Source organism: Alteromonas sp. R7, from assembly GCF_055755235.1.
This window is the reverse complement of record NZ_JBVTQX010000016.1, coordinates 19,974-44,849: the sequence shown is the minus strand read 5'-3', so window position 1 is coordinate 44,849 and position 24,876 is coordinate 19,974. Positions and strand designations below refer to the sequence as shown.

The following is a 24,876-nucleotide window of genomic DNA, read 5'->3' as shown; positions in this document are numbered from 1 at the left end:
AACACCTAACTGTTTTAAAATGAGCCTTTATTGGCTCATTTTTTTTGATTATTTATGATGGGAGTCACCATGAGCAACGCCATTTCAATAAGACCCGCCACGCCTGAGGATATTTCACAAATTCGCCAGTTCATTCTGGAACTTGCTATTTATGAAAAAGCAGAGCATGAAGTAGAAGCAGATGAAGAAGCGCTATTAAAAACATTATTCGGAGAAGGCGCAACCGCGCATTGTGTAATGTGTGAAAGCGATGACGCACCTATTGGTTTCGCTGTGTATTTCTTTAATTACTCAACGTGGCAAGGACGCAATGGTCTCTACCTTGAAGATTTGTATGTTTCACCAAAATCACGTGGCCTGGGTGCAGGGAAAGCGTTATTGCAACACTTAGCTAAAACAGCGGTAGAAAACGACTGCGGGCGTTTCGAATGGAGCGTTTTAGATTGGAACAAACCAGCTATCGATTTTTACGAGTCACTTGGCGCTAAACCAAAGAGTGAATGGTTAGGCTATCGTATGGATGGACAGACACTTATCGACTTTGCAAAGCAAGGCGAATAGAGCACAAAGCCTCTAAATACAAAGTGCAAAGATAAAAAAAGCCACTCGCTTTCGCGAATGGCTTTTAAACAATATTTTAAAACTGACGGTTAATTTAGAAAGAACCAATCAGTGATAGACGCGCATTAATTGGCGCACCTACTGTTACCTGATGCGTAGAGTGTGCATTCGGGAAGTAAAGCGTATCAGTCAAGTTTTCAACGTTTAACTGAAGGCGCATTTTGTCGCTAAGCGTGTAGTAAGCAGACGCATCAACACGCGTATAGCTAGGTAGTACAGGCGATGAAGCACTTGTCGATACCTTACTTTCGTCCTGATATGTAGCACCAATGCCGAAGCCAAATACTTCATTCACTTCGTAGGTTGTCCACACAGACATCGTATTTTCAGGCAGCTCACGAAGCTCTACGCCACTTGCGTTTTCGCCGTCAAGGTTGCTGTAGTTTGCAGTAATATACCACTTGTCTGTGATATAACCTTGCAGCTGTAGCTCAAAACCAGATACATCTGAGTCAACTTCAACAAAGCTTTCAGGGTCATTCGGGTCGTTATCCAATGACGTCTGCTCGTTCTCAAAGATAGCTGCTGTAAAGCTCATGCTGTCGTTGAAGTCCCACTTAACACCAATTTCTTGGTTCGTGAACGTGTCTGGATCTAGCGCGTTTGCGTCGCCATTAATATTCGCATATTGCTCGCCGCTGCGTGGCAAGAATGACTCACTGTAGCTAGCGTATATAGAGATATTTTTCTGTGGCTTATACACTAGGCCTGCACGCGGTGACACTTCTTCGTCTTTTCTGCTGCGTGTCTCTAAAACTTCAGGGTCCGCGTTGAATACTTCAATATCGAAGCTGTCAAAACGTGCACCTAGTACAAGGTCGAAGTTGTCTGATAGTGCAATTTCATCTTGAACATAGAAAGAGTATACATCCAAGTCTACATGCGTATCGTCGTTCAAGTCAGAGAAGTCTGCTGTAACTGTTACGCCTTCAGCATTTGTACCAGTTAAACCACGGAAGCTTAACGGACGTGAAATATTAAACGTTTCTCTATCACCGTCAGTGGAATCAAACACAGGGTTGTAACGATCTTGGTTTGACTTGGTATTAATAACCTCACCACCGAAGATAACCGTGTGCCCAATGCTTCCCGTTTCAAATTCGCCAACTAGGTTAGAAGACAAGATCATGTTTTCACGCTGCGTAGTATCAACGTATCCGTCTAGCGTTACTTGCTCAGTCTCAGCGTTATAACCTGCCGCATAAAAGGTCGAGTAAACTTTGTCATAGTCACCGTAAAAAGCGTTGAAGTTACCTTTCAGGTTATCTGAGAAAGTGTGCTCAACGTTTGCACGGAACACGTCAGCGCCCAATGTTTGGTAATTGTTATCTGGATCGCCAAACACGATTTCTTCAAACGCTTCAACTGGCTCGCCGTTGGCTGTTGGCACACCGCGGTCAATAAAGCGCTCGTGGTCGATATATTCATACGACACATCAACAATTGTGTCATCGCTTAACTCAAAGCGTGCCGTTGGGTTGAAGCCGTAACGATCTCCGTAAAAGAAGTCGCGATGATTATCTAAGCTTTCGTACATGGCGTTAATGCGCAGGGCCGACTTATCGCCCGTGTCAACATTGGTGTCTAACTGTAAGTTATATGCACCAAACGTATTAGCAGATACGTTGTAGTTTACAAACTTATCGCTCGTTTTCGCTTTCTTAGATACACGATTTAAGATACCGCCCGTACCACCGCGACCGAATAGCAATGCATTTGGACCACGAAGAATTTCTACCTGTTCAACATTGTAAAGTGCACGGTAGTATTGAACGTCATCACGGTTACCATCTAAGTAGAAATCTGCAGTAGAGCGCACACCACGGAATACTACCGAGTCGCGGTGACCTTCACCTTGCGATGTATTAACACCTGGTGCGTAGTCAATAATTTGTCCAATGCTAGTAATACCGCGAGCCGTTATTTCTTCAGCCGTAATAATCGACAAGCTCTGTGGCACGTCGATAATAGGTGTAGGGCTTTTAATTGAGTTGGACTGGTTAACCGAAAGGTACTTCCCTTTCACCGTTAGTCTCTCAATATCTTCCATATCAGCAGCAAAAGTTGCTGGGCTTAGAATTATCGCAGCAGCAATACTCGTAAGTTTGAATTTCAAAATTGCTCTCCAAGTGTTCTGTAAGTGTTGTGTGTTTACTTTTAAAAATCTGTAAAACCCTATTATCACGACCCGGCTTTCTGCCGAATTTTGCAATTGCAAATAATAATAGTTGTTATTTTTGGTCGGGATATTATAAAAATTTAGAACAAATGACGAGAGCAAAAGCGACAAAATTTAAAAACTCTTTATAAATTTTCTTAATTTATTAGATGAATAAGACTCAAATTGCACCAAAATAGACTAAAGAATAAGCAGGTGAATATATTTCGTACGATTGTAGAGGAGCATATTGCAGGTGTCGGAGGACGAGCGACAGGGAGAACAAACAGCTAAGTGAAAAGGTATTTACTGGCTACATCATCTGAAGTGTAGTCCGTTTGAATCAAGAGGGATCTGTGAAGTTAGCGCGAAGACGGATAAGCGGAAAAAATGTTTGGGAAGTAAAAGTTCAATGGCCCTTCAATACTGAAAGAGCCTTGAACAAACTCATCGCTATAGCCTGCCAACTACACAACAGCATAGCGGCTTAAAATCAAAGCCACTGTGTGTTTTGCTAAGCTCTTCTTATCGTTATCGCTGAGGGAATCTTCAATTTTGAACAGCTGAGGCCAAAAGCACTGCCCTTTTACTAAGCTATCAATTTCATCGACAACCCGATCCAAGTCGTCAAACGCGAGTTTATTGTCGGCTTTGGCATCCTTTAACCAGCGGTGCATAGCCGTCTCTTGGGCTTTTAATTGCGCAACTTCATCTTTTAGCTTTTCCGGCTCGTAGAAGAAGTGGCCAATCGCAACCCGAGCTAAATCGAGGTGTGATTCACTCACCATAAACTCAATGTCTTGCAAAATAAGGTCTTCTAGCTGCTCGTCTAGCGGAAGCGTAGCATCGTACTTTTTATTAATATTTAAAATAGCCGTTTGCCACTGCTGCGTAACCAAATGCATCACCAGCTCTTCTTTTGTAGAAAAGTGATTGTACACAGTGCGCTTTGACACATTTGCCAGTTCAGCCAGCTTATCCATGCTTGTGCCGTTAACGCCAAACTCTTGGAATGCCTGTGTTGCCGCCTGAATAATGGCTTCGCGTTTGATGTCGCTACGCGTACGTGTGTTGCCTACCATATGGAAATTCTCAAAATTAGTTATCCGCTACATTAACCCGATCATTTTACACCGAACAGTTTACTTTTCAATGTGACCGCACTAAAATGCACTCACCAGTTTACTTTAGGTAATGACTATCTTTGCTGCCGTTGTGCATATCATCACTACCTTGGTTTACACATCTATACTTTAATTACCCTGACTATGGATTACATACACCTATGTCCATGATGCGATTCTCTCACATTTTATTTTTAAGCGTTTTATCGGTTTCCACTTTAAGTGCATGTTCTTCCGAAGAGCCTGCCGAGCAACAAGCAAACGTTGCACCTCGTTATGTCAAACTCGCTACGGTTAGCAACATTCCAGATTTTGACGAATTCACCTTCCCTGCCGTTGTATCGGCAGTGAAAACCGTCGATTTAAGCTTTGAAGTTTCAGGCCGCCTTATCCAGACCGACTTGGTGACAGGCAGTGATATCAATAAAGGCAAGTTACTGGCCACTATTGATCGTAAACCATTCGAAAGACGCGTGGACGAGTCTACGACACGACTTGATCAGGCTAAACGAGAGCTTGATAGAATTGAGAAAATGTTCGCTCAAAAGCTAGTTGCACAGAGCTCTCTGGATACTGCAAAAACATCTTACGAACTAGCGGTTATCGACTTAAAAAATGCAGAGCAAGATTTGAGCTACACACAGCTTTATGCTCCTTTTGATGCAAAGGTATCTCAACGACTTGTTGAAAATAACAGTTTTGTTGCCGCAGGTACGCCGATTGCTCGCCTGCAAGATGTGTCTAAAATATACTTCAACATAAATGTTCCTGAGCGCTTACTTACTGCCAATATTGGCCGTGGGATAAAACAAGCCAGCGCCACATTAGCCACCAATCGCAGCCAGTGGTACCCGGTGAACTATGTAGAGCACTCTACTCAACCCGACCCTGTGTCGCAAACTTATGAAGTGGTGTTTGCCATGGAGCCTCGCGAAGAACTACCGTTAACGCCAGGCGCCCGCGCAGTGGTAAAAGTCAGCCTACAAGGTAGTCTGTATCCAGAGGGCTTTGTTGTGCCTGTAAGATCACTTGTGGGTAACAAGGACTCTGGCTTTGCCGTATGGGTATACAACGAAGAAACGAATGCAGTAACAAAGCGAGCTGTAAATGTTAAGCATATTGAAAATGAACTAGCAATTATCGAAGGTAAAAGCCAAGGTGAAATCACTCTTGGCCAGCAAGTGGTTGCTGCTGGAGCAACACAAATGCGTGCAGACATGAAAGTACTTCCTTACCAAGGAGAGAAGTAATTTATGGATATCGCACGCTATTCAATTGATAAGCCCGTCAACATTTGGCTAATGGTAGTCATCCTGCTTTTAGGCGGCATTTTGGCTATGAGCAAAATTGGTCGCTTAGAAGACCCTGCGTTTACCATCAAACAGGTAAAGGTATACACCAACTATCCTGGAGCCAGTGCTGAAAAGGTAGAACGTGAAGTCACTGAACGCTTGGAAATTGCCATTCAGCAAATGCCGCAGTTAAAGGAAGTGACGTCAGTTTCATCGCCGGGCCTTTCCGAAATTACCGTTGAAGTTAAGAGTACTTACGACAGTAACCTCTTACCACAGATATGGGATGAGTTGAGAAAGCGACTTCGCGACACCGCAAGCTCGTTGCCAACGGGTGCACAAAACCCAGTGGTATTTGATGATTTCGGTGACGTTTACGGGCTTTATTACGCGTTAAGTGCACCTGATTTCGATACCCGGGAGCTTCGAGAATTCGCCCGAATTATTCGACGTGACCTGCTTACTACAGAAGGCGTTGCCAAAGTAAATGTCACTGGCGTTCAAAAAGAACAGATAGTGGCCTATATCAACCCTTATCAACTCGCGGGCTTAGGCATTTCATTTCCTGATCTCGCCTCTCTTTTTGAAGACAACCTGCGCCCGTTCAACGGCGGCCGTATTAAAGTTGACGAAAAAAATGTGCGCCTAATTGTAGAGCGCGCGCCAGACAGACTAGAAGAAATATCTAATCTGTCAGTGGTAGTGCCTGGCACAAACCGTTCCCTTCGGGTTGCTGATATTGCCACGCTAAAGTTAGAGCCTGCCGACATACAGCCCGTTCATGTACGCTACAACGGCGAAGAAGCACTTACGCTTTCAGTATCAGCGTTGACCGACGTTAACATTGTTGATGTGGGCGAGCGTGTTAACGCAAAAGTAGAAAAGCTGCTTCAAGAACTGCCTGTCGGTATTACGCTTACGCCTATTTACGATCAGGCCTCAGTCGTCGACGAATCGGTTACTGGCTTTATAAATAACCTCGTTATGTCGGTGGCGGTTGTTACCTTAACGCTATGTTTGTTCATGGGATGGCGCTCAGGCGTGGTAGTTGGCTCTGTGCTACTTGTCACCGTACTAGGTACTATTCTAATCATGTGGCTTATGGATATTCAGCTTCAAAGGATATCACTTGGTGCCATGGTTATCGCCATGGGTATGCTGGTAGATAACGCTATCGTAGTTGCTGAGGGGATGATGCTGCGCATGGCCACCGGCTCTACAGCCAAAGAATCAGCCAGCTTTATTGTTAAGCGTACACAGTGGCCTTTACTTGGCGCAACCGTTATCGGTATTGCGGCTTTTTCAGGCATAGGCCTTTCAAACGATGCTACAGGCGAGTTTCTTTATTCATTGTTTGCCGTAGTGTTGGTTTCCCTCATGATAAGTTGGGTATTAGCGGTAACCTTGGTGCCCGTGCTTGGCGCGTATTTTTACCGCAAAGGTATTGGGCAAACCACAGGTAACGAACTCTCTGCATCGCAACGCTGGTTTAAGCGTGCACTTTTAGGCGCACTTAAGCTTCGTTGGGTAACCATTGGTGCACTGTTTGTTATTACTATCGTGGCTTATGGAAGTTTTGGCATGGTAAAACAAGGCTTCTTCCCTCCGTCAAACGCGCCGCTGTTCTTTGTGCATTATTGGGGCCCGCAAGATAGAGATATACGTGCCACTGAAGTCATTGCAAAAGAAGCTGAAGCTCGTATTTTGGGAATGGAAAACGTCACGGCTGTAACCACCTTTATAGGGCAAGGCGCCGATCGTTTCACCCTCACTTATGCACCTAAAAGTGCTAACGAAAACTATGCCTTTTTCATGGTTCGTGCGAATGAACTTGATAATATTCCGGCTATTCAAAGCGCGCTTGCGAGTAAGCTTACCGACCTAGACTTCGACGCTAGCTTTTATATGGAGCGCATGCAGTTTGGCCCCGGCTCTGGTGCAAAACTTGAGGCCCGTTTTTCAGGCCCAGATACTGAAATACTTCGCGAACTGGCGGATGAAGCCAAAGCACTGCTTTTTGCTGACGGACAAGTGAAAGACGTTCGACATAACTGGCGTGAAAAAGGCTTTGCTATTAATACGCAATTTGACAACTACAACGCAGGGATTGCTGGCGTTTCGCATAGTGACTTTAGCCAGACTATACAGTATGCAAGTAGCGGCGTTCAGCTAGGTACGGTGCAAGACGGTGATTATGCTTACAACATTATTGCAAAGATGGGTAAGGCAGAAGATACCGAGCTTCAATCAATACGTGAATCACAAGTATGGTCTACGCAACAGCGCCAATATGTGCCTTTCACGCAGGTATCTCAGGGCTTGGAGTTAATGACCGAAGAAATGCGTATTCACCGTCGCGACCGCGTTCGCACCATTACGGTAGAAGCTGAGCCGGGTGACGATGAAACTGCTGCCAAAGCGTTAGCGAGAATCCGCCCACTTATTGAAGACATAGAACTTCCAGCTGGATATTCATTAGAATGGGGCGGCGAATTTGAAAGCTCTAGCGATGCACAAAAAGCGCTGGGCGCTGGCTTGCCTGCTGGCTTCCTAGTCATGTTTATTATCTCAGTGTTGCTATTCGGTCATGCTCGTCAGCCGCTGATTATCTGGCTTGTAGTACCTATGGCTATTGTTGGTGTAGTCTCTGGTCTATTAGGTACCGATATGCCGTTTGGCTTTATGTCGCTACTCGGCTTCTTAAGCTTGTTTGGCATGCTTATTAAGAACGCTATTGTACTTATTGAAGAAATTGACCTTCAGATAGAAGAAGGCTTAGCCATTCGCCAAGCGATTGTTGACGCTACGATCAGCCGTGTACGCCCTGTTTCACTGGCGGCGGTAACGACCATTTTAGGTATGGCGCCGCTGCTGTTCGACGCCTTCTTTGCCGATATGGCAGTGACCATTATGGGTGGCCTGGCCTTTGCGACGGTACTTACACTTATCGCTGTGCCCGTACTCTACAGTTTGCTGTTTAAAGTCAGCTACCGCAAAAGCTAACGCTTTAAAACTAACGGTCTCTTTACCGCAATTTATAAACGCAGGTAGAGAGACCACTCCCCTTTAAAGCGGTGTTCACTATTAATAACATACGAGTACCGACCTAACGCTTTGCCTCTACCCTACTTTGCATAAACTTCATCACATCGCGCCACGACACCATTCCTACTGGATGCCTTTTCGTGTCGATAATAGGAATGCAGGAAATTTTATGGGTATTAAAAAGCTCAATAGCCGAATAAACAGAGTCACTTGGGTTAAGTGTAATGACTTCACGAGTCATGATTTGGTGCGCTTTTTTATCCAATGTAGCGCGATCAAGCTTTCGTTCGCTTAGGGTATCTACAAAAGGACTAATCGATTTCATCAAGTCTCTGTCAGATATAATCCCCTGCAGCTTATTGTCATGCACCACGACCAAATGATGAAACCCCGTAGCAGCAAAGAGCTCGCGCAATGACTGTAAACTGTCATCCATGTGCACGCTAACCACCCGCGTAGACATAATTTTAGCAATGCTCATTAATACTCCTCGTTAATTCCAGCGCTTGGGCTTTAATTTAGTTATAGCAAGCACACGACAATTGTACTCAACATGGGTTTAAACATAGCGACACCTGATGAGGCGTTCACATGTTACGTGTACGGATTTTCTCCCATTGATACGGCCACACAGAACAAGCGTAAATCCAGCTCTAGTTGATGATAATCTGGCTCCATATAGCAGCAAAGTTTATAGAAGGCTTTATTGTGGTCTTTTTCTTTAAAGTGCGCCAGTTCATGCACTACAAGGGCTTTTAACAAGGCCTCTGGGGCATAGAGTAAATCGTTATTAATGGCCAAGTCGTGTTTGCGCGTTTTACCCTGCATACGGTAAGTATGCGTACCTAGCGCGTTAGTTATCATATCACCTTGCTTTTTAAACGCGGCGCGCCCAAACGGTGGCGCATTTTTTAAGTATCGCTTTTTTAATTCCGTCGCGTACTGATACAGCAATTTGTCGGTGGTTATATCATGGGCCTCTGGGTATTTTTTTAGTAAATAACGCTGTAGCCGATTGCTGGAAATGAGCTGTAAGGCTTGCTCCACAATAGTTGAAGGGTAGCCGTTAAAATACCGAGCATATTCATTCACGTTTTTTCTCCTTTACGTCAGGAATTATAAAGCAAATTGGAGCCGTAGACAGTGAAAGCCGCTTACAAACATTTCTGTTGAAAATAAAAAAACAGCAGTAACAATAAGTCATATTAGGAATCCCCCCTACAGTAACGACAAGCTAAATGATATGCTGGTCAAACAACGCTCGAAGATACCACTCGCATTTATCAAGCGCTCGGTTAAAAAAATAAAAAAAGCTGACTTTTCATACGTTTTCCTGTTTCTTTACTATTCTTACTGTAACCAGCAGCTCGAAAGTATGATTTTTAGGTGTTAGCAAAGACAAGCTTGAATTTGGATACGCATTGATGATTAAAAAGCCCTTCTCAGTTATCGCTATGGTGATGAGCTTCCTCATTGTTAATAGTGCGTTTGCTGAAAAAGAGAACGTAAAGGTTAGTGGTTTTGGCACCGTTGCAACAGCAACTTCCGATTCTGACAGGTATCAGTTTCGTTCAGACCGGTCTCAAGCTGAATCGGCGAAAAAAGGCGGCCTTGCATTCAAGCCTTTGAGTTTAGTTGGCGTACAGCTTGATTACAGCGTTTCTGATAACCTAGACTTTGTGGGTCAATTCGTTTATCGAGAGCAAGATGAGCAAAACCTGGATTCGATAACCCAGATGGCTTTTCTAAGATACGATATAACCCCATCGTGGCAAGTAAGAGCAGGAAGACTTGCGGCCGATATTTTTCACTTCAGTGATACCAGAGACGTGTCGATAGCCTATCCTTGGGTGAAAGTCCCCACCGAGGTTTACGGTATTGTTCCCGCAAGAAGCTTTGATGGAGGAGACATTAGCTACACTAAGCCTTACGACAACTTTAATTTATTGATTAAAGGCTTTTGGGGAAGCGGAGAGAGTGACTTTTCTAGTGACGATTACAACCCGATTAGGTTTAATAACTTACGTTCAATTGGTGTTGAATTTGTCTCATTCGACTGGAGCCTTGCTCTTAAACACACCCAAACCGAAGCGGACAATGACGACGAAGATTTAGCAGTTGTAGCTGCTTCCGTTGCGCAGCTACAGCCATTTTGGAGCGGCGCCATAGACTTTGCTAAAGAAGTAAGCCTTAAAGATACAACCATTCACTATACGTCCGTTTACTTCAACCGTTATTTTGATGCGTGGGAGCTTTCTGGCGAGCTATCATATATCGATTCAAATTCAATTGCGTTGAGACCCTCTTTTAATGGCTTCCTCAACCTCAGCTATCTTTATGGTGCGCATACATTCTACGGTTTATACTCATTTGCAAAAACAGACACATACTTTCTTAGCCAAGAGCAACCTGGCTTCCCAATAAACGAGAGCACTGCTCAACTAGCCGTTTTTGTAGAAGAAGTAGCGAGTAGCTTGGCACATCATCAACAAACACTTTCTCTCGGATGGCGTTGGGATTTGCAAGAAAACCTAGCCTTTAAAGTGCAGTTTGAGCGAACTGATGTTGAAGCTAGAGGAACTGGCCTACGCGCCAGAGATGGTCTTGTTGTAGATGATGAAGATGGGGTTGTTCACACTCTCTTTGTTGCGTTAAGTTTCAGCTTTTAGGGGGAGGAGATGACTTTTTATAAACACTTCTCACCCCTACTGGCTGTCGTGCTTGCCTTGTATAGCTTTTCCTCTGTAGCGCAATCACAAGAGAAAATCGTTGTTGTTACTAACTTAAACAATGATGTGCAGGTTTTAGATAAGAAAGGGATTATAGATCTCTTCATGGGCAAGTACTCGGCTTTCCCTAACGGTAGGCAGGCAACGCCCATCGATATAGAGCTTAATGACGAGCTAAAAGGTCAATTTTATAAATCGCTGGTGGGCCTTCCCCTTGCTCGCGTTAATGCGTATTGGTCTAGACTGAAGTTTTCTGGACGTGTTAAACCACCTGCGATAGAACAAACTATGGAAGATGTTAAACAACGGCTAGAAGACGATGAGTCAGCCTTAGCCTATGTATATGAGTCGTACGTCACCGACAAAATGAAGGTAGTGTACCGCTTTGATTAACATCCACGGCTTAGGGTTTCGTTTTTCACTCATATTAGTAGCTGCTGCTATGCTGGTAGTACTTACGACCGCCGAATTTTTTTATCGCGCTACGTATGAACACGAAATTAGTGAAGCGAACAACGATATTCAAGAACTTTACCAAACCGTTGCCGCAACGGCGTCTATCGCTGCTTTTTTAGAAGATGAAGATCTGGCAAAAGAGGCGATCAACGGCTTGGTTAAAAGTGAAAAAATACTCGCTGCGTCTATAAAAAGCGATGCAATGTATTATCAATTCAACGTGAACGATGCCATCAGCAAAGACGTCAAGCCTCGGGTATTTTTGGTGAGGCACCCATTCATTCCTGAAGACACCTTGGCTGAGGTCAATGTTTACCCTAACTTTGCCCACATTATTGAACAGGCGAAAAAAATAAGTACTGACAATAATTATTCATTGTATGTTGAAGCAGTGGTTGTCGGCATTGTTGCGTTGATAATTACCTACTACATCATAATCTCTCCTATGCTTCGCGTGGGTCGTTCACTGCATAAGATTACTCCAGGCACAAAAGAAAGAATTGAAATGCCGGAGTATCACTCCCGAAGTGAAATAGGCGAGCTGGTGCAGGACACCAATCAACTGTTAAACAAAGTCGAAGAGCAATTCACTCAAGAGCGTCAACTTAGGGAAGAAATCGAATTTCTGGAAAAGCGTTTCAGAATGCTTTTTGAAAACGCAAAGTCTGCCACTGTGTTAATGGCGGAAAATGGAATTATCGAGCTTAGAAATAAGGCCTTCAACGACTTGGTAGAAAAGATTGGCCTAGAGATAAAGCAAGGTTATGGCGAGCTACTTGAGGAGCTATTTGAAGCGCCTACTGCAATGAAAACTTCGCTTTCGGAGGCATTTGCACGCAATGAGTTTGCAACAGGTGAATATAAACTAAAATCAGAGAAAACTGACGACGCCACATGGGTTCAACTAATCGCAAGCCCTTTAGTCACTGATGATGGCGAACGCTACTATCAGCTGACGCTGAATGATATTTCTAGTCGAAAACACGAACTCCAGAAACTGGCCTTACAGGCAGACTTCGATGCACTCACAGGTATTTATAATCGCAATGGCGGTGAAAAGCTGATTGCGAAGTTAATGAGAAAAGACCACCACTTCGCTCTCGCGTTAATTGACCTGAACGGCTTCAAAGCGGTGAACGATATTTTCGGTCATGATGCGGGCGACGAAGTACTCATCTTTGTGGCTGAACAGTTACAGGAAAAAATTCGCAAAAACGATGTAGCGATACGTTGGGGCGGCGATGAGTTTGTATTATTACTTCAAGCTGAAGACGAAGTTTCCGTAAAACGCGCCATAGAAAAAGTGAATGACGGGGTGAAGCAACCTTTCTACTTTAACGGCGACCCAGAGCCAACCTTTATTTCAATGAGTGTCGGCGTTTCCTTTTTCCCTGCCATGAGCGATGACATGAATACGTTAATAAAACTGGCTGACATTGCCATGTACAAAGCGAAACAAAACAAGGTCTCAGCGCCCAATGACTATCTCTTCTTTGCTGACTCAGCATCACGTAATGGCAGCCAATAAATGTTGAAGAAAAAAAGCCGAGCAAAAATAGCTCGGCTTCTACGTGAAAGTTATCTACCTGTTCTCCCAAGGTGCAAACTTCAGTCAAAATACTTTTACGATGACGAAGGTATACACAAAAACTAGGATATTAAGCACTACTCCCCAATGGTTTTGCCTAGCATGCGCTTCAATGTGCCATCTTTATCAACGAAATGATGCTTAAGAGCGCCAGCAATGTGTAGCAAGAGTGCGACAATAACGGTATAACCAAGATAGAAGTGTATAGCGCCACCTGCTTTGGAAAGCTCATAATTTATCGGTAGCGTTTTCTCAGGATCTTCAACACTATAATTTGGCGCGAAAACCTCCAGACCAAAAACTGACAGCCCGTGCCCACCCAATACCGACGCCATCAAGCCTGAAATTGGCATTAAGAGCGTGGCGATAATTAACACCCAGTGCACAACTGACGCTAATTTATGCTCTATTGGCTTATAGTTAGCAGCAGCGCTAGGCCAACCATTTTTCATGCGCCATACCACACGTGCTAGTGCGACAAAGAGTACAAGAAAACCAATCGCTTTGTGCCAGGGGTATAGTGCATACACACCGTTTTCCGACATGTAAATCCCAGTGGCAAGCAAGCCAATAATGGTTAATCCAACCAACCAGTGCAAAAATACCGTAGTGGTAGCAAATTTGTTATGACTATCGTACTGCATGCGTTCCTCACTTTTATTTTCATATTAAGAACTACGTTTTCCTTAAAGCGTATCTCAATATTGTATATCTCCTCACACATTGTGAGGGATTAATTCTATTTATAAAGCAATTTTTAGACCGTAAGCAGTGCATAGACACAATGAGGGGTTAATACAGGTTCACTCTCTACCCTGCGATTTGATTGCTCCTTCAAGTGTTTTATTTAAATTTTTTGCCATGAACTAGCCGTTTCTAAAATGCTTATATCAGCGATAGATTATTTATAAAAACCATCTAGCCAGCGGGATAAATAACACTTAGACTGCAAAGACAAAAATAAAAACGACAGGTATTGCGCCAGCACAATAAAGCAGCGGCGTTCGACATCATTCTACGTTCAATTGATAGACACGTTAATTCAAAAGTACATGTGTTAGCGTTGAGCAAAAGGCGTAGGTGGTGAAGTACTTTTCATTTTAGTAACAAGGGTTCTCAATTTAATGTCACAACAAAAAGTAGGTTTAGTGGGCTGGCGCGGTATGGTTGGCTCAGTATTAATGCAGCGCATGCAAGAAGAGCAAGATTTCGCGCACATTGAGCCCACCTTTTTCACTACCTCGCAAAAAGGTAGTGCAGCACCAGATTTTGCTGGAAAGGATGCTGGTGTTCTAGAAGATGCGCACGATATCGAAGCGCTATCTAAACAGGATATCATTATTACCTGTCAGGGCGGCGACTACACAAAAGCCGTGTACAACGATTTAAGAGCCACTGGCTGGAACGGTTATTGGATTGATGCTGCGTCAGCGCTTCGTATGAAAGACGATGCCGTAATTATTCTAGATCCAGTAAACCGTAAAGAAATTGATAGTGGCATTGAAAAAGGCATTCGTACCTACGTAGGTGGAAACTGCACGGTTTCCCTTATGCTTCTGGCACTCGGTGGCCTGTTTGAGAAAGACTTGGTTGAATGGGCTTCGCCAATGACCTATCAAGCCGCTTCAGGTTCAGGTGCACAGCACATGCGTGAGCTAATTAATCAAATGGGTGCAATTCACAGTAATGTGAAAGCTAAAGTTGAAGATCCTGCTACCGCGATTTTAGAAATTGACCAGCAAGTGTCTGAGTTTATTCGAAGCGCAGACTACCCTAGTGAACAGTTCGGTGTTCCGCTTGCGGGTAGCTTAATTCCGTACATCGATTCGCAACTACCTTCAGGTCAAAGCCGCGAAGAGTGGAAAGCCCAAGCGGAAGCCAACAAGATTTTAGGCATTAAAGGCAGTGAAGTGCCGATAGACGGTATTTGTGTACGTGTTGGCGCCATGCGCTGTCATAGCCAGGCTATCACACTTAAGCTAAAGAAAGACTTGCCTCTAGCCGAAATTGAAACAATCTTGGCTAACCACAACGACTGGGTAAAAGTGATTCCTAACGATCGCGACGCGACGATGCAAGAACTTACGCCAGCGAAAGTGACCGGTACACTGTCTATTCCCGTAGGCCGTATTCGCAAGCTTAACATGGGTCCTGAATATATCTCGGCATTTACTGTCGGCGATCAGCTATTGTGGGGTGCCGCAGAGCCGCTTCGCAGAATGCTGCGCATTGTGCTTGAGCAAAAGTAACGTCAAGCTTATAGCTAATTAATCTGAATTTAGAGCGCCTTGCTGTGTCATTACACGCAAGGCGTTTTTTATCAGACTATAAAAGCCAGAATCACTAGACTTCGTTGACACGATAGCGCTATTTTGCCGACTCAGACCAAACAGCAAGCTCATTACCACCTGGCTCGACAAAATGAAAGCGACAGCCCCCCGGGAAGTCAAACAACGGTTTAGTAATTGCTCCACCTGCTTTTTCTACACATTCTTGCGATTCAGAAATGTTATTGGAATACAGCACCAATAAAGGCGCACCACTTTCTGCCTTCATCACACGTTGTGCAGAAAAAATCCCTCCGTCCATGCCAGCATTGCTAAACGCACTGTATTCACTGCCATAATCGGTAAAACACCAGCCAAACGCACTTTCAAAAAACGCTTTTGAGCGGCGAATATCTAGAGATGCAAATTCGACATAGTTGAGTTTGGTGCTTTCTTGCATGTCACTCTCCTCTTTTTAAAAAATGATGAGCTCATACTATCACCAACTTTAGACTTATTGATTAAATTCTAAACGTGCTTAATCGTTTAACATAAGACAAATAGCATTTATTCGGGTCACTTAGTTTGCAGCATTTTATTAGTTTGGCTTTATTGCTTGCCCTAACTTGGAGTATGGGAACGGTTAGTGCTCATGCATCTATCTCAGACAAGGTCAGCGAAATTAAAGTGGACGTTGAAACCTTAGTGCCTATGCCTATAGGGGCAGCAATAAAAAAGCTTGAAGCTTGGTTGTTATCTGACACATTAACGCAAGATGAAAAAAGAAAAGTGGGCGCGCTTTATGTTCAGTACCAACTCTCGATACACCAACGCCCTTCCGAAAAAATCTTAAATTCGCTGATTGCGTTGCAAGACAACTCGAGTGAAGGGCTTACAATCGCTACTGGTGTAGCAAGAATGTATGGTATTTCAGCAGACTACGACAAAGCCTACGAGCACTTTAACCGCGTTGTTGCAACGCCTGATATTCCACCAAGCGTAAAGGCATACGCGCTTATTTACCAGGTATTAACTTACAGCGAGGGGCAGGTTTTTGCGCCTAACGCTGAGCTTATCAACACGGTAAACGATATACTAACCAAACATGCGCTTACCAAGCTTCGACCGTTGTACTATGCAATTGTGGCAGACTACTATCAATCAGTCAGCGCTTATGACATTGCGCTGTCTTACTATGAGAAATCGCTTGATGGCGCCAAAGTTGAAAGCCAGCGAATTTTGGTCAGTGACAACCTTTACGCCATTGGTATTCTGTACAGAAATCTAGGAGACTATGGCAAGGCCATCGACTACTTTGAGCGCGCCATAGAATTCGATTCACAAATTGATATCAACTATTCTGAGTTCCTTGCCACTTACGGTATCGCCACCACCTACTATCGCTCAGGCAATCTCCAGAAAGCGCTGACACTGTCTGATATTGTTCTTGCTCATCCTCTCTCATCTTCTTTTTACAATAGCGAAATTTACCGTTTAAAAGCAGACGCTCACCTTAGTTTAGGAGAACTGGATAAGGCGACAAACGCGCTTAATAAAGCACGTGAACTCTACGATGAAAACCGCGACGCTGAGCAAACGACTTGGCGCGCACAGCTGGACAAAACAGAAGCCTACATTACCGCTGCGAAAGGTGATCACGCGTTGGCATTCAAACAATTTGAGGTTTTCCATGAAGCCTATTTGAATGCAAAGAAATATGAAGACTTAGAGCTAATAAAAAGCGCCAACTTAATTGATCAGATAACCCAAGAGAAAGACAGAGCAAATCAACTTGAGAATGAGAATAAAGCATTCGAGGAAGCGCTTTTGTTGAAAACAGAGGCTCAGCGCACCCAATCACTTTTTTCCACGTTGCTCGTCATACTTATCACACTCACACTAGTAACAATTGTTATCATTCTGATTTTATTGAGTAAATCAAGACAGGCTAATGCGCTTTACTTAACGGCGAAAGAAAAAGCAGAATTAAACAATCGGTTGAAGTCTGAGTTTATTTCTAATATTAGTCACGAGATTCGCACGCCTTTAAATGCCATTATTGGTTTTGGACAATCATTAGCGAGCCGCGCAGCAGACGTGCAAGCAAAGGATCTCACCAAGAAAATCGTCAATGCATCTGAAATGCTGCTTCAACTTATTAACGACCTACTCGACTTTTCGAAGATTGAAGCGGGCAAGCTAACGTTGGCTATCAGGCCTCACGACATCAATGAAAGCCTGTGTACATTAGTCGACATATTTTCAGACCAAGCGGAACGCAAAGGATTAGTGCTCCAGCTTCATATCGACAAAAACCTTAATAACGATTTGATGTTTGACGAACTTAGATTTAAGCAAATATTGGCAAACCTAATAAGCAATGCCATCAAGTTTTCTGATAAAGGAATTATAGAAATTGGATTATCCGTATCAGAGTCGAACGATAGTCATTGTGCCCTGCACTGCTGGGTAAAAGACAACGGGATTGGTATTTCGAAAGAAAACCAAGTAAAGCTGTTTACGCCTTTTACGCAAGCTGAAAGCTCCATAGCGAGAAAGTATGGCGGCACAGGCCTAGGGCTTAACACCAGTAATAATCTGCTTAAGCTAATGGGCTCTTCACTAACGCTCGAAAGCGAATTAGAACGAGGCTCTACTTTTTCTTTTGATGTCACGTTTGCTGTTGCAGCAGATATTGATATTCCGCTATCTGAGACAACTCAGCAACACGTTACGCTAGAAGGCGCTCGTGTCCTCCTTGCAGAAGACAACGACATTAATGTTGAAGTAATAAAAGCGCTTCTTGATGAATTCCATTTAGATTTAACACACGTATCAAACGGACAAAAGGCCATTGATGCATTGAAAGCGTGCACTTATGATTTGGTACTAATGGATATTCAAATGCCTGAAGTTGATGGGCTTAGCGCCACACGGCATATAAGAAATGTACTTAAGTTAAAAACCCCCATCATTGCCCTGACGGCTAACGCCATGCAGCAAGATATCGACAACTGTCACGCGGCAGGAATGGATGCCCATGTGGGCAAGCCCGTAGACAAGGCTCGCCTTGTTAACACACTAGGTGAGTTTCTTGCTCGCCCGGCGTGAGTAGTTAAAAACTGACGTCCCACTGCAGAGAGTAGATGGTCTCGTCCCCTACTTCAGCATCGAACTGATCCAGTGAAACCCTGCTTACCTCTGCGGTTAGTTTGTTTTCGTGGCCATTAAAAAAATAGTTGAATGCTACTGTCTTTTCAAAAAAGCGTTCGTCTTGTTCACTGTCTCGGGGCGAATAGGTCCCGAAGCGTGCAGCCATTTCAAGGGGCTCTGGCCACCAGCTGATTGATTCACTCAAAAAATAACCCGCCTGCACATAATAGCCGCGCAGCGTAGTTTCTCTATTGTTGTCCGCTAAATCCACAATATCTTTTTCATGATATTCCGCTTGAGCATTAAACCCTTTATAAAAATAGGCACCATCAATCACAAACTGCTGAATGTCGTACTGACCTTCGATCTCGCCCGCACTAAAGTTGGCTAAATTACCAGCGCCAGACGATGAAAAACGCGTAAACTGGCTTTTGAACTTCGCCCCTGCTATTGCTAGAGCTGCTTTGGGCGTAGCTGTTCGTTTAATGTCACTGTTTTTAAACCCGACAGACTCACCTAAGAAATTCCACTGTAATCGCCCTGTATACATATTCTCGCCATCGTGATTGCTATAATCACCACGGCCTGAGCCATTGAATACTCCTACCCAGTAATTGAAATTGGCCGCGCCTGGGCCATCAAAATTACCGTACAGGGATGCCCCCATTTGCCTATCTAGCGTAAATATTCTGTTGATGATTGAACGATCCATCATTTGCTGGCCGCCACTGCTAACACTGCGCTCTCTGGAATACTCGACTTTCCACTGACCAACCTTAAACCGAAGCGCGTCATACTTTTCAAAGGATAGTGTAGCGGTCAGGGTGCGCTGATCGACAGCATCATATTCCACACCATATTTAATCCAAGGCAAACCAATGTGACCGTCTAATTTGACCCGCGCCCTGTTAACGCCAAATTGATTACCGGCGTTATGCTCAAAGTCAGCACGCTCGGTAGGCTGGCTTATACCGGGATTGGCATAGCGAAACTGAAGTCTACCGCGCACGCGTAGTGAGAAGGTATTGCTGTCGCTTTGAAATGAAAGGCCGTTGCCATTGTATTGAGAGAACGTTGCGCTAGATTCGCGCTCGGCATCAACCTCAGACGCTACAACCGCCGTATGGAAAAGCGACGCCCATAAAGCACTCAACAGAAGACAAGAAGAAAAACGATTTTGAAAAAGCAAAGCACACTAAATATAACGGAAGTTTGCGCGCAGGATATATACTTTAGTATAAGAATCAAGTGCTCTGACATAAAAATGACACAAAACTGTAATATTTAACGTTGAAATACACCGTTAGATAGACCTGTCACTTTAACAGTAAAGCATTTGCTGGTAAGTGAGGACTTCCTTTCTGAGCAACTTCGTGTTGTTTGATCAGGTTAACAATATGCTTATTCACTGGCGTAGCTATGTGATTTTTTTCACCGAGCCTGACTATCTCGCCGTTCAAATAATCAATCTCCGTTCGTCGCCCCAGCGCCAAATCTTCATACATTGATGAACGTGCTTCGGGATCTATTTTAAGCGTAGATGAAGCCACCACATTGAATAAAAAATCAGGTAGCTTCATAATTTTTGGCATCAGTTTGGGAATGACCTTACCGGTTCTTGCTGGTGCAATTCCTTCCGCTTTTAGTACTGCTAACGCCTCGGACAACACCTTTGCCATAACTAACCTATATTGCCTATCTCCTAGCTGTGATTTCAGCGGTATACCCGACAGTGCATTGACCGCGTTATTCAAGTTCATAATGAGTTTGCCATACTGTACAGCTTTCATATCGTTATAAACCGTAACGGCCAACGACGCGTTACTAAGCGCTTTTATGACGTCACTACATTGGTTATTGGGATCTTCAAGGGCAATATTACCCTCAGTACCACGGTGAAAATGGCCGTTACCTTTATAAAAAACATTGAAAGGCACCATACCTGCAATTACGCATTGTTTTATGTGCTGGCGAAGCAGGTGTGCATTACCCACTCCGTTTTGAAGACTGACTACGACTGCTGATTGCTTTGCATGCTGATTGATTATCTCAGCAGCCTGCTCGGTATCTTGGCTTTTAACGCAAAGCAAAATGACGTCAGCATCAACTAAACTATCGTTCTCAATTGAAAATGCGATATGCTCAGGCTTTGTTAGCTGCTCACGCCCTTGCCAATCCGTTACTTTAAGACCATTGGCAGTAATATCATCATATAAACGCTGACGGCCAATGAGCGTAAGTGCATTAGCGGCGCTCAATGTGGGGTCAGAGGCTAACAGGCAGCCCGCTACATAACATCCAATACTTCCCGCACCTAACACGGCAATTTTCATTATTGACTCCCAATGAAAGTTTAGCTTTCAATACTTTGTTAGACTGCGATTAAATGATCGAAATGTAAACACAAAAATCACAATAAAATAACAAAAAGTGTTTCAGTATCAGTTATTTCCTATCAGTCCGATTTATTCTTTCAATTTTCCCCGGCGTCGTGATCTCCCTACAATTAGACCAAGTAGTCAATTTATAGTCATGGTAAAATAGAGGGTTATCATGTCGGGTCAACAATCTGCTCCTTGTCTCGCTTATTCAAAAGCACACAATGCTGAAATGTCGAACAATGGCAAAGTTGCCTTGGTTGCGGAAGGTGGTGGACAGCGAGGAATTTTCACGGCAGGCGTACTCGATACATGGTTAGACGCCGGACACGACCCTTTCGATATTCTTATCGGCACATCAGCAGGTTCACAGAACTTAACGAGCTTTGTCGCGCGTCAAAAAGGCTATGCAAAACGTCTTATTCGCGGCTTAACTCGACACAAACGCTTTTTCCAAATGGGAAGAGGTTTAATGGGAAAGCATATTGTCGATTTAGATTGGTATTTTGACAAAACCCAAGAAGCGAACCGTTTACTTGATCTTGATACTGCGAAGGCTAATGTTGCGGACAGAGAAATTTTATTTACCGCCACAAATTCCAGAGACAGACAGGCGTATTTTCTTGATCCAATGAAAAGTACTCACAACTGGGTCGATCTTATCAAGGCTTCGAGCGCCCTCCCCTTACTTTACAAACAGGGCGTACCGCTGCACATTGATGTCGAGACAAAAAAGGCAGCCAATACCGATTTCTTTCTAGACGGTGGTTTGGCTGCACCGTTGCCTGTTACCGAAGCGTACAAGCGCGGCGCGACGAAAATCGTAGTTATTCGCACCGTAGATAGAGGCTTTCAAGTACAGTCGCCTTGGCTACAAAGGTTAAGCGCGGTAATGTGCGCAACGGGCACGTGCCCAAAGACCATCGACTATCTGCTGCAGCACGAACAAGCGTATCAAAAAGAACTGGCATTTATTGAAAACCCGCCAGAAGGCGTAGAGGTTATTCAAATTTTTGCGTCAGATAAGCTTCAAAGTAAATTGTTAGGTAGTACAGACGCACAACTTCGTCATGATTATAAGCTTGGTAAGCAAGCTGGAAGTGCCTTTTTAGAAACCGAAAACAAAGTCATTGCTTACCAGCTAGAGGAAAACAGACAGCCTGTTGCTCCGCTTTTCGATGTAACTGATACACCCAAGGGCATGCATAGTAAAGACAGCGCTAATTATAGTGTGAAATCAGAACATGCTGCATTAAATGGTAAACGTCCAATTAAGTTGCCTTTCCCAGCACGTCGAACAGGCAAAATAGATAAAGTAGACAAAGAGAATAGGATCTCCGCGTAGCCCGTTTACTCATTTGATAAAGGGTGCTTGGCAGCAGGTGCCTTTTCTCTATTTTGCTACTCTTTCAGTAATATTTCTGTGTTATTTCGGTGCTATTTCGGTGCTTTGTTCGCCATGTTTACATCATGACTTAGTAAGCTCCTCTCCCGTTCTTGCCTCTATTGGCGGCAAACGGGTTGACATTGTCTGGCAGAATATTTATAACGCGCTCACCCACATAATCTTTAAATGTAACCATGTCAGAATTATCAACACCCGTAAAACAAACTGAAGCCCATAAACTTATCGACAGCCTATTGAAGTCGAACGACCCAACTGCTGATCTAGATAAGATTGCTGAAGAATTCAACATTGCGAACTGGGGACAGTCTAACGCTGTTTCTGCTGATTTATACTCAGCAGTTAGAGACTTGCTTGGCAAAGGCGTTGTGACTGGTAATGACCTAGTTTCTGGAAAAGACACCATGGACCCGATTGTACACAAAGTACAAGCGGAGACAGAAAAGCTTATTGCTAACCCAAGTGATGCAGACGCTGATCGCGTTCAAACGTTTGTACTTGGCTTCCTACGCACGTTCGTGAGCCAATTACTTCACCCAGGTACAAAGAAAGCGATTTACGCGAAAAAGCTTCCTGACCTAATCAAGCTTCACCAGCAGGTTGCGAAGTAATTAGCAGCGGCGCGACATCACAGATGAAAAGCCATTAGCTTTAGCATACCAGCGTCGCAACAATCGCGTTTAAAAAGAAACCCGCTTCATAGCGGGTTTCTTTTTACGTAAGCGAAAAGTATCCGCGCATCATCCAGCGCTGATCGGCAGGCACAAAAAAACCGGCCTAAAGCCGGTTCTCAGTATTTGGCGGAGAGAGAGGGATTCTCCGCCAGACGCTTTTTATCACATAACCTATTGATTTATAGTGCTTACAATAGCGTAGAAAGCCTAGTGTGGCAAAGTTTAGTGGTAAATAACTGAGGTTAGAAAAGGTGGCAAAACGGTCATTGATCATCCAGCGATGACCAGCATATCCAGACAAGTAGCGAACGGTACAGTTTTTACGAGTGAATTGTTGCTTGAGGCAAGCAATGACCACGCAGAATTAGAATGAACACTTTGGGCGGACAGAGCCTCACATCTCGGTTAGATGGGACATTAATAATAGAGAATTCACCATAGCCGTTTATAAAGTTTATTTATTCGCTTGCTTGATGTGTCGAAATCAAAAAAAGAGCCATTGAGCCAGCAAGATTAACAGCAAGCTCAGCGTGTCTTGCTTTTGGTTTCACGGGCAAACGTCCTTTTCCATGAGCATCCCCCAATTTATTGCGTAATGTACCTAAGCCATTTACGATGCCTGAACATCCGCCGAGTATTTGCTTAAAAATTGGCTCATTATGTTGGTCAGGTGAAAGATTGAGTTCCTTGGCAGTCAATTTATAAAGTTCAGACAGATCTATGTTTGAAGAGTTATACTCGATGAACCTTTCGTCTAAGATGTGTTTACAAACACTCTCAATGATTGTCCTAGAGATCGTTATTGCACCCTCCGGATCGGAAGATTTTCTCTCCAATGCTTTATTCCAAGCAAAATGAACACTTTCTGAATTGAAGCTTTTAAGTGTCTCTTCGATAGATTTCTGAGCAGGAAGAGAGCCTTCAGTTTCTAAATATTCGAGAATGGGATTGAATGTATCCCAAATATACTGCCTGCGCTCTTCGTAAGTGGAAAATTTCGCTTTTATAAATTGCCAAAATTGTGATAGTTCCCTGTTGTTTCGAATCCATCTAGGAGCCATGTTTCCTATGCTTGGATGACCTAATATTTCATTTCTTATGAATTGATAATGAGCATCGTTGGGTAGGCTACCCGTTGCACGGTCGATTAAAATATTTTGAAAGTATTCAACTCTATCAAGTATGGTCTCTAAGTGCTCTAGTCCTTGCAATGCTTTTTCCCCCTAAAAAAACACAATTTTAAGTAGATTTGGAGCGCTGAAGAAAACCAATCGGCTAAAGTGCGCATATTAAACCCTGCGGTCAATTTGGCCTCCAGAGATTGAAGCACGACTGTTTAATCTTTTTTGGCTTTCCATAATTTGATTAATTTCTTGTTCGGCGTACCGTCTAATACCGGGATGAACACCTTCCCGATTCAGCACTTCAGAAGCCCTAGATAACTCAGTCAAATTTCGAGTGCGTTGCTCAAGCAAACGGTTTTGATGTTCTAAGGTGTCCTGCTGCAATCGAACTTGTTCTCGTTGTTCTCGCCGCCCAGCAGAAAACAACTCGGATAAAGCACTTACTATTCCACCAATATCGAATAAAGGAGGGGAATTAACCTCCATTTTTGTGACTTTAAATTCTTCATCGCCACTTGGATCGAATACAGGTACATAGCCGTTATCAACCTTGTAGTAAACAACGGGACGTTTGTAATTCCTTAGAATCTTCCAAAACTTCTCTGTGCCTTCTCCTTTGCTCTGTATATCTAGGGCTAAATGCTCTTTAAATACACCGTAAGAAATACCTTCATCTTGAAAGACATCGATAGATTTTGCTGATATAACAAAATTAGATTGGTCTACACCCTCCGCTGTTAATTCACACATTTTGCAAATGGTAACCAGTTTGTGATAGTGCGAGGATGTCTGATCCAAATAATGGGATATATCCCAAATTGGTAAGGTTTTATCACCTTTTACTATTATCGACATTAGCTTT

At 43.7% G+C, this 24,876-nt stretch carries 20 protein-coding genes; 10 read left to right on the top strand and 10 right to left on the bottom strand.

Annotated features, from left to right (window positions below; all coding sequences use genetic code 11):
- Positions 1–69: 69 nt before the first annotated feature.
- On the top strand, positions 70–561 hold the full coding sequence (locus AC0J2X_RS19195) for a GNAT family N-acetyltransferase (RefSeq protein ID WP_049585890.1): 492 nt from the start codon (positions 70–72) through the stop codon (positions 559–561).
- 94 nt (positions 562–655) lie between these two features.
- Here the strand turns inward: AC0J2X_RS19195 and AC0J2X_RS19190 are convergent, their stop codons facing one another.
- Together AC0J2X_RS19190 and AC0J2X_RS19185 are read right to left on the bottom strand one after the other, a co-directional pair.
- On the bottom strand, positions 656–2,737 hold the full coding sequence (locus AC0J2X_RS19190; protein WP_049585922.1) for a TonB-dependent receptor: 2,082 nt from the start codon (positions 2,735–2,737) through the stop codon (positions 656–658).
- A 509-nt stretch (positions 2,738–3,246) separates the two neighbouring features.
- Positions 3,247–3,861, bottom strand: a complete 615-nt coding sequence (locus AC0J2X_RS19185; protein ID WP_014976048.1) for a TetR/AcrR family transcriptional regulator — start codon at positions 3,859–3,861, stop codon at positions 3,247–3,249.
- 209 nt (positions 3,862–4,070) lie between these two features.
- Here AC0J2X_RS19185 and AC0J2X_RS19180 point away from each other — a divergent pair, with 209 nt between their 5' ends.
- Both AC0J2X_RS19180 and AC0J2X_RS19175 read left to right on the top strand, forming a co-directional pair.
- Positions 4,071–5,153 (top strand): efflux RND transporter periplasmic adaptor subunit, encoded by a 1,083-nt coding sequence (locus tag AC0J2X_RS19180; RefSeq protein ID WP_061485276.1) that lies wholly within the window; start codon positions 4,071–4,073, stop codon positions 5,151–5,153.
- Positions 5,154–5,156: 3 nt separating this feature from the next.
- On the top strand, positions 5,157–8,198 hold the full coding sequence (locus AC0J2X_RS19175; RefSeq protein WP_069943992.1) for an efflux RND transporter permease subunit: 3,042 nt from the start codon (positions 5,157–5,159) through the stop codon (positions 8,196–8,198).
- A gap of 103 nt (positions 8,199–8,301) precedes the next feature.
- On the opposite strand, the gene AC0J2X_RS19170 is transcribed toward AC0J2X_RS19175, so the two are convergent.
- Both AC0J2X_RS19170 and AC0J2X_RS19165 read right to left on the bottom strand, forming a co-directional pair.
- Positions 8,302–8,721, bottom strand: a complete 420-nt coding sequence (locus AC0J2X_RS19170; RefSeq protein WP_014948884.1) for a CBS domain-containing protein — start codon at positions 8,719–8,721, stop codon at positions 8,302–8,304.
- 113 nt (positions 8,722–8,834) lie between these two features.
- Positions 8,835–9,332 carry a M48 metallopeptidase family protein gene (locus AC0J2X_RS19165; protein WP_014976045.1) on the bottom strand — a complete coding sequence of 166 codons (498 nt, stop codon included), beginning with the start codon at positions 9,330–9,332 and terminating at the stop codon, positions 8,835–8,837.
- A 332-nt stretch (positions 9,333–9,664) separates the two neighbouring features.
- On the opposite strand from AC0J2X_RS19165, the gene AC0J2X_RS19160 reads away from it, so the two are divergent.
- The 3 genes from AC0J2X_RS19160 to AC0J2X_RS19150 are packed head-to-tail and all read left to right on the top strand — an operon-like array spanning position 9,665 to position 12,953.
- The gene (locus AC0J2X_RS19160) at positions 9,665–10,909 is read left to right on the top strand and encodes a hypothetical protein (protein ID WP_069943991.1); all 1,245 of its coding nucleotides are present in this window, start codon (positions 9,665–9,667) and stop codon (positions 10,907–10,909) included.
- A 9-nt stretch (positions 10,910–10,918) separates the two neighbouring features.
- On the top strand, positions 10,919–11,362 hold the full coding sequence (locus tag AC0J2X_RS19155; RefSeq protein WP_069943990.1) for a hypothetical protein: 444 nt from the start codon (positions 10,919–10,921) through the stop codon (positions 11,360–11,362).
- Positions 11,355–12,953: a sensor domain-containing diguanylate cyclase gene (locus AC0J2X_RS19150; RefSeq protein WP_069943989.1), complete on the top strand. Its 1,599-nt coding sequence runs from the start codon at positions 11,355–11,357 to the stop codon at positions 12,951–12,953. Before AC0J2X_RS19155 ends, AC0J2X_RS19150 begins: the two co-directional genes overlap by 8 nt.
- Positions 12,954–13,090: 137 nt before the next feature.
- Here AC0J2X_RS19150 and AC0J2X_RS19145 read toward each other — a convergent pair whose 3' ends face one another.
- Positions 13,091–13,657, bottom strand: coding sequence for a cytochrome b (locus AC0J2X_RS19145; RefSeq protein WP_014948879.1), 567 nt, complete (start codon positions 13,655–13,657; stop codon positions 13,091–13,093).
- Positions 13,658–14,137: 480 nt separating this feature from the next.
- Here AC0J2X_RS19145 and asd point away from each other — a divergent pair, with 480 nt between their 5' ends.
- Positions 14,138–15,262 carry an aspartate-semialdehyde dehydrogenase gene (asd, locus tag AC0J2X_RS19140; protein ID WP_014948878.1) on the top strand — a complete coding sequence of 375 codons (1,125 nt, stop codon included), beginning with the start codon at positions 14,138–14,140 and terminating at the stop codon, positions 15,260–15,262.
- A gap of 118 nt (positions 15,263–15,380) precedes the next feature.
- Here the strand turns inward: asd and AC0J2X_RS19135 are convergent, their stop codons facing one another.
- Positions 15,381–15,740, bottom strand: coding sequence for a VOC family protein (locus tag AC0J2X_RS19135; RefSeq protein WP_014948877.1), 360 nt, complete (start codon positions 15,738–15,740; stop codon positions 15,381–15,383).
- Between the two features lie 125 nt (positions 15,741–15,865).
- On the opposite strand from AC0J2X_RS19135, the gene AC0J2X_RS19130 reads away from it, so the two are divergent.
- The gene (locus AC0J2X_RS19130; RefSeq protein WP_472996336.1) at positions 15,866–18,391 is read left to right on the top strand and encodes a hybrid sensor histidine kinase/response regulator; all 2,526 of its coding nucleotides are present in this window, start codon (positions 15,866–15,868) and stop codon (positions 18,389–18,391) included.
- A gap of 4 nt (positions 18,392–18,395) precedes the next feature.
- Here AC0J2X_RS19130 and AC0J2X_RS19125 read toward each other — a convergent pair whose 3' ends face one another.
- The gene (locus tag AC0J2X_RS19125) at positions 18,396–19,586 is read right to left on the bottom strand and encodes an OprO/OprP family phosphate-selective porin (RefSeq protein WP_472996335.1); all 1,191 of its coding nucleotides are present in this window, start codon (positions 19,584–19,586) and stop codon (positions 18,396–18,398) included.
- Between the two features lie 163 nt (positions 19,587–19,749).
- Positions 19,750–20,766, bottom strand: a complete 1,017-nt coding sequence (locus AC0J2X_RS19120) for a 2-dehydropantoate 2-reductase (protein WP_061485264.1) — start codon at positions 20,764–20,766, stop codon at positions 19,750–19,752.
- Between the two features lie 220 nt (positions 20,767–20,986).
- Between AC0J2X_RS19120 and AC0J2X_RS19115 the strand changes: the two genes are divergently transcribed.
- A complete protein-coding gene (locus tag AC0J2X_RS19115; RefSeq protein ID WP_061485262.1) occupies positions 20,987–22,156 on the top strand; it encodes a patatin-like phospholipase family protein in 1,170 nt (389 codons plus the stop codon).
- 236 nt (positions 22,157–22,392) lie between these two features.
- Positions 22,393–22,827 (top strand): hypothetical protein, encoded by a 435-nt coding sequence (locus AC0J2X_RS19110; RefSeq protein ID WP_039233464.1) that lies wholly within the window; start codon positions 22,393–22,395, stop codon positions 22,825–22,827.
- Positions 22,828–23,348: 521 nt separating this feature from the next.
- On the opposite strand, the gene AC0J2X_RS19105 is transcribed toward AC0J2X_RS19110, so the two are convergent.
- Both AC0J2X_RS19105 and AC0J2X_RS19100 read right to left on the bottom strand, forming a co-directional pair.
- Positions 23,349–24,101 carry an abortive infection family protein gene (locus tag AC0J2X_RS19105; RefSeq protein ID WP_472996334.1) on the bottom strand — a complete coding sequence of 251 codons (753 nt, stop codon included), beginning with the start codon at positions 24,099–24,101 and terminating at the stop codon, positions 23,349–23,351.
- 78 nt (positions 24,102–24,179) lie between these two features.
- On the bottom strand, positions 24,180–24,869 hold the full coding sequence (locus AC0J2X_RS19100; protein ID WP_472996333.1) for a hypothetical protein: 690 nt from the start codon (positions 24,867–24,869) through the stop codon (positions 24,180–24,182).
- Positions 24,870–24,876: the final 7 nt, after the last annotated feature.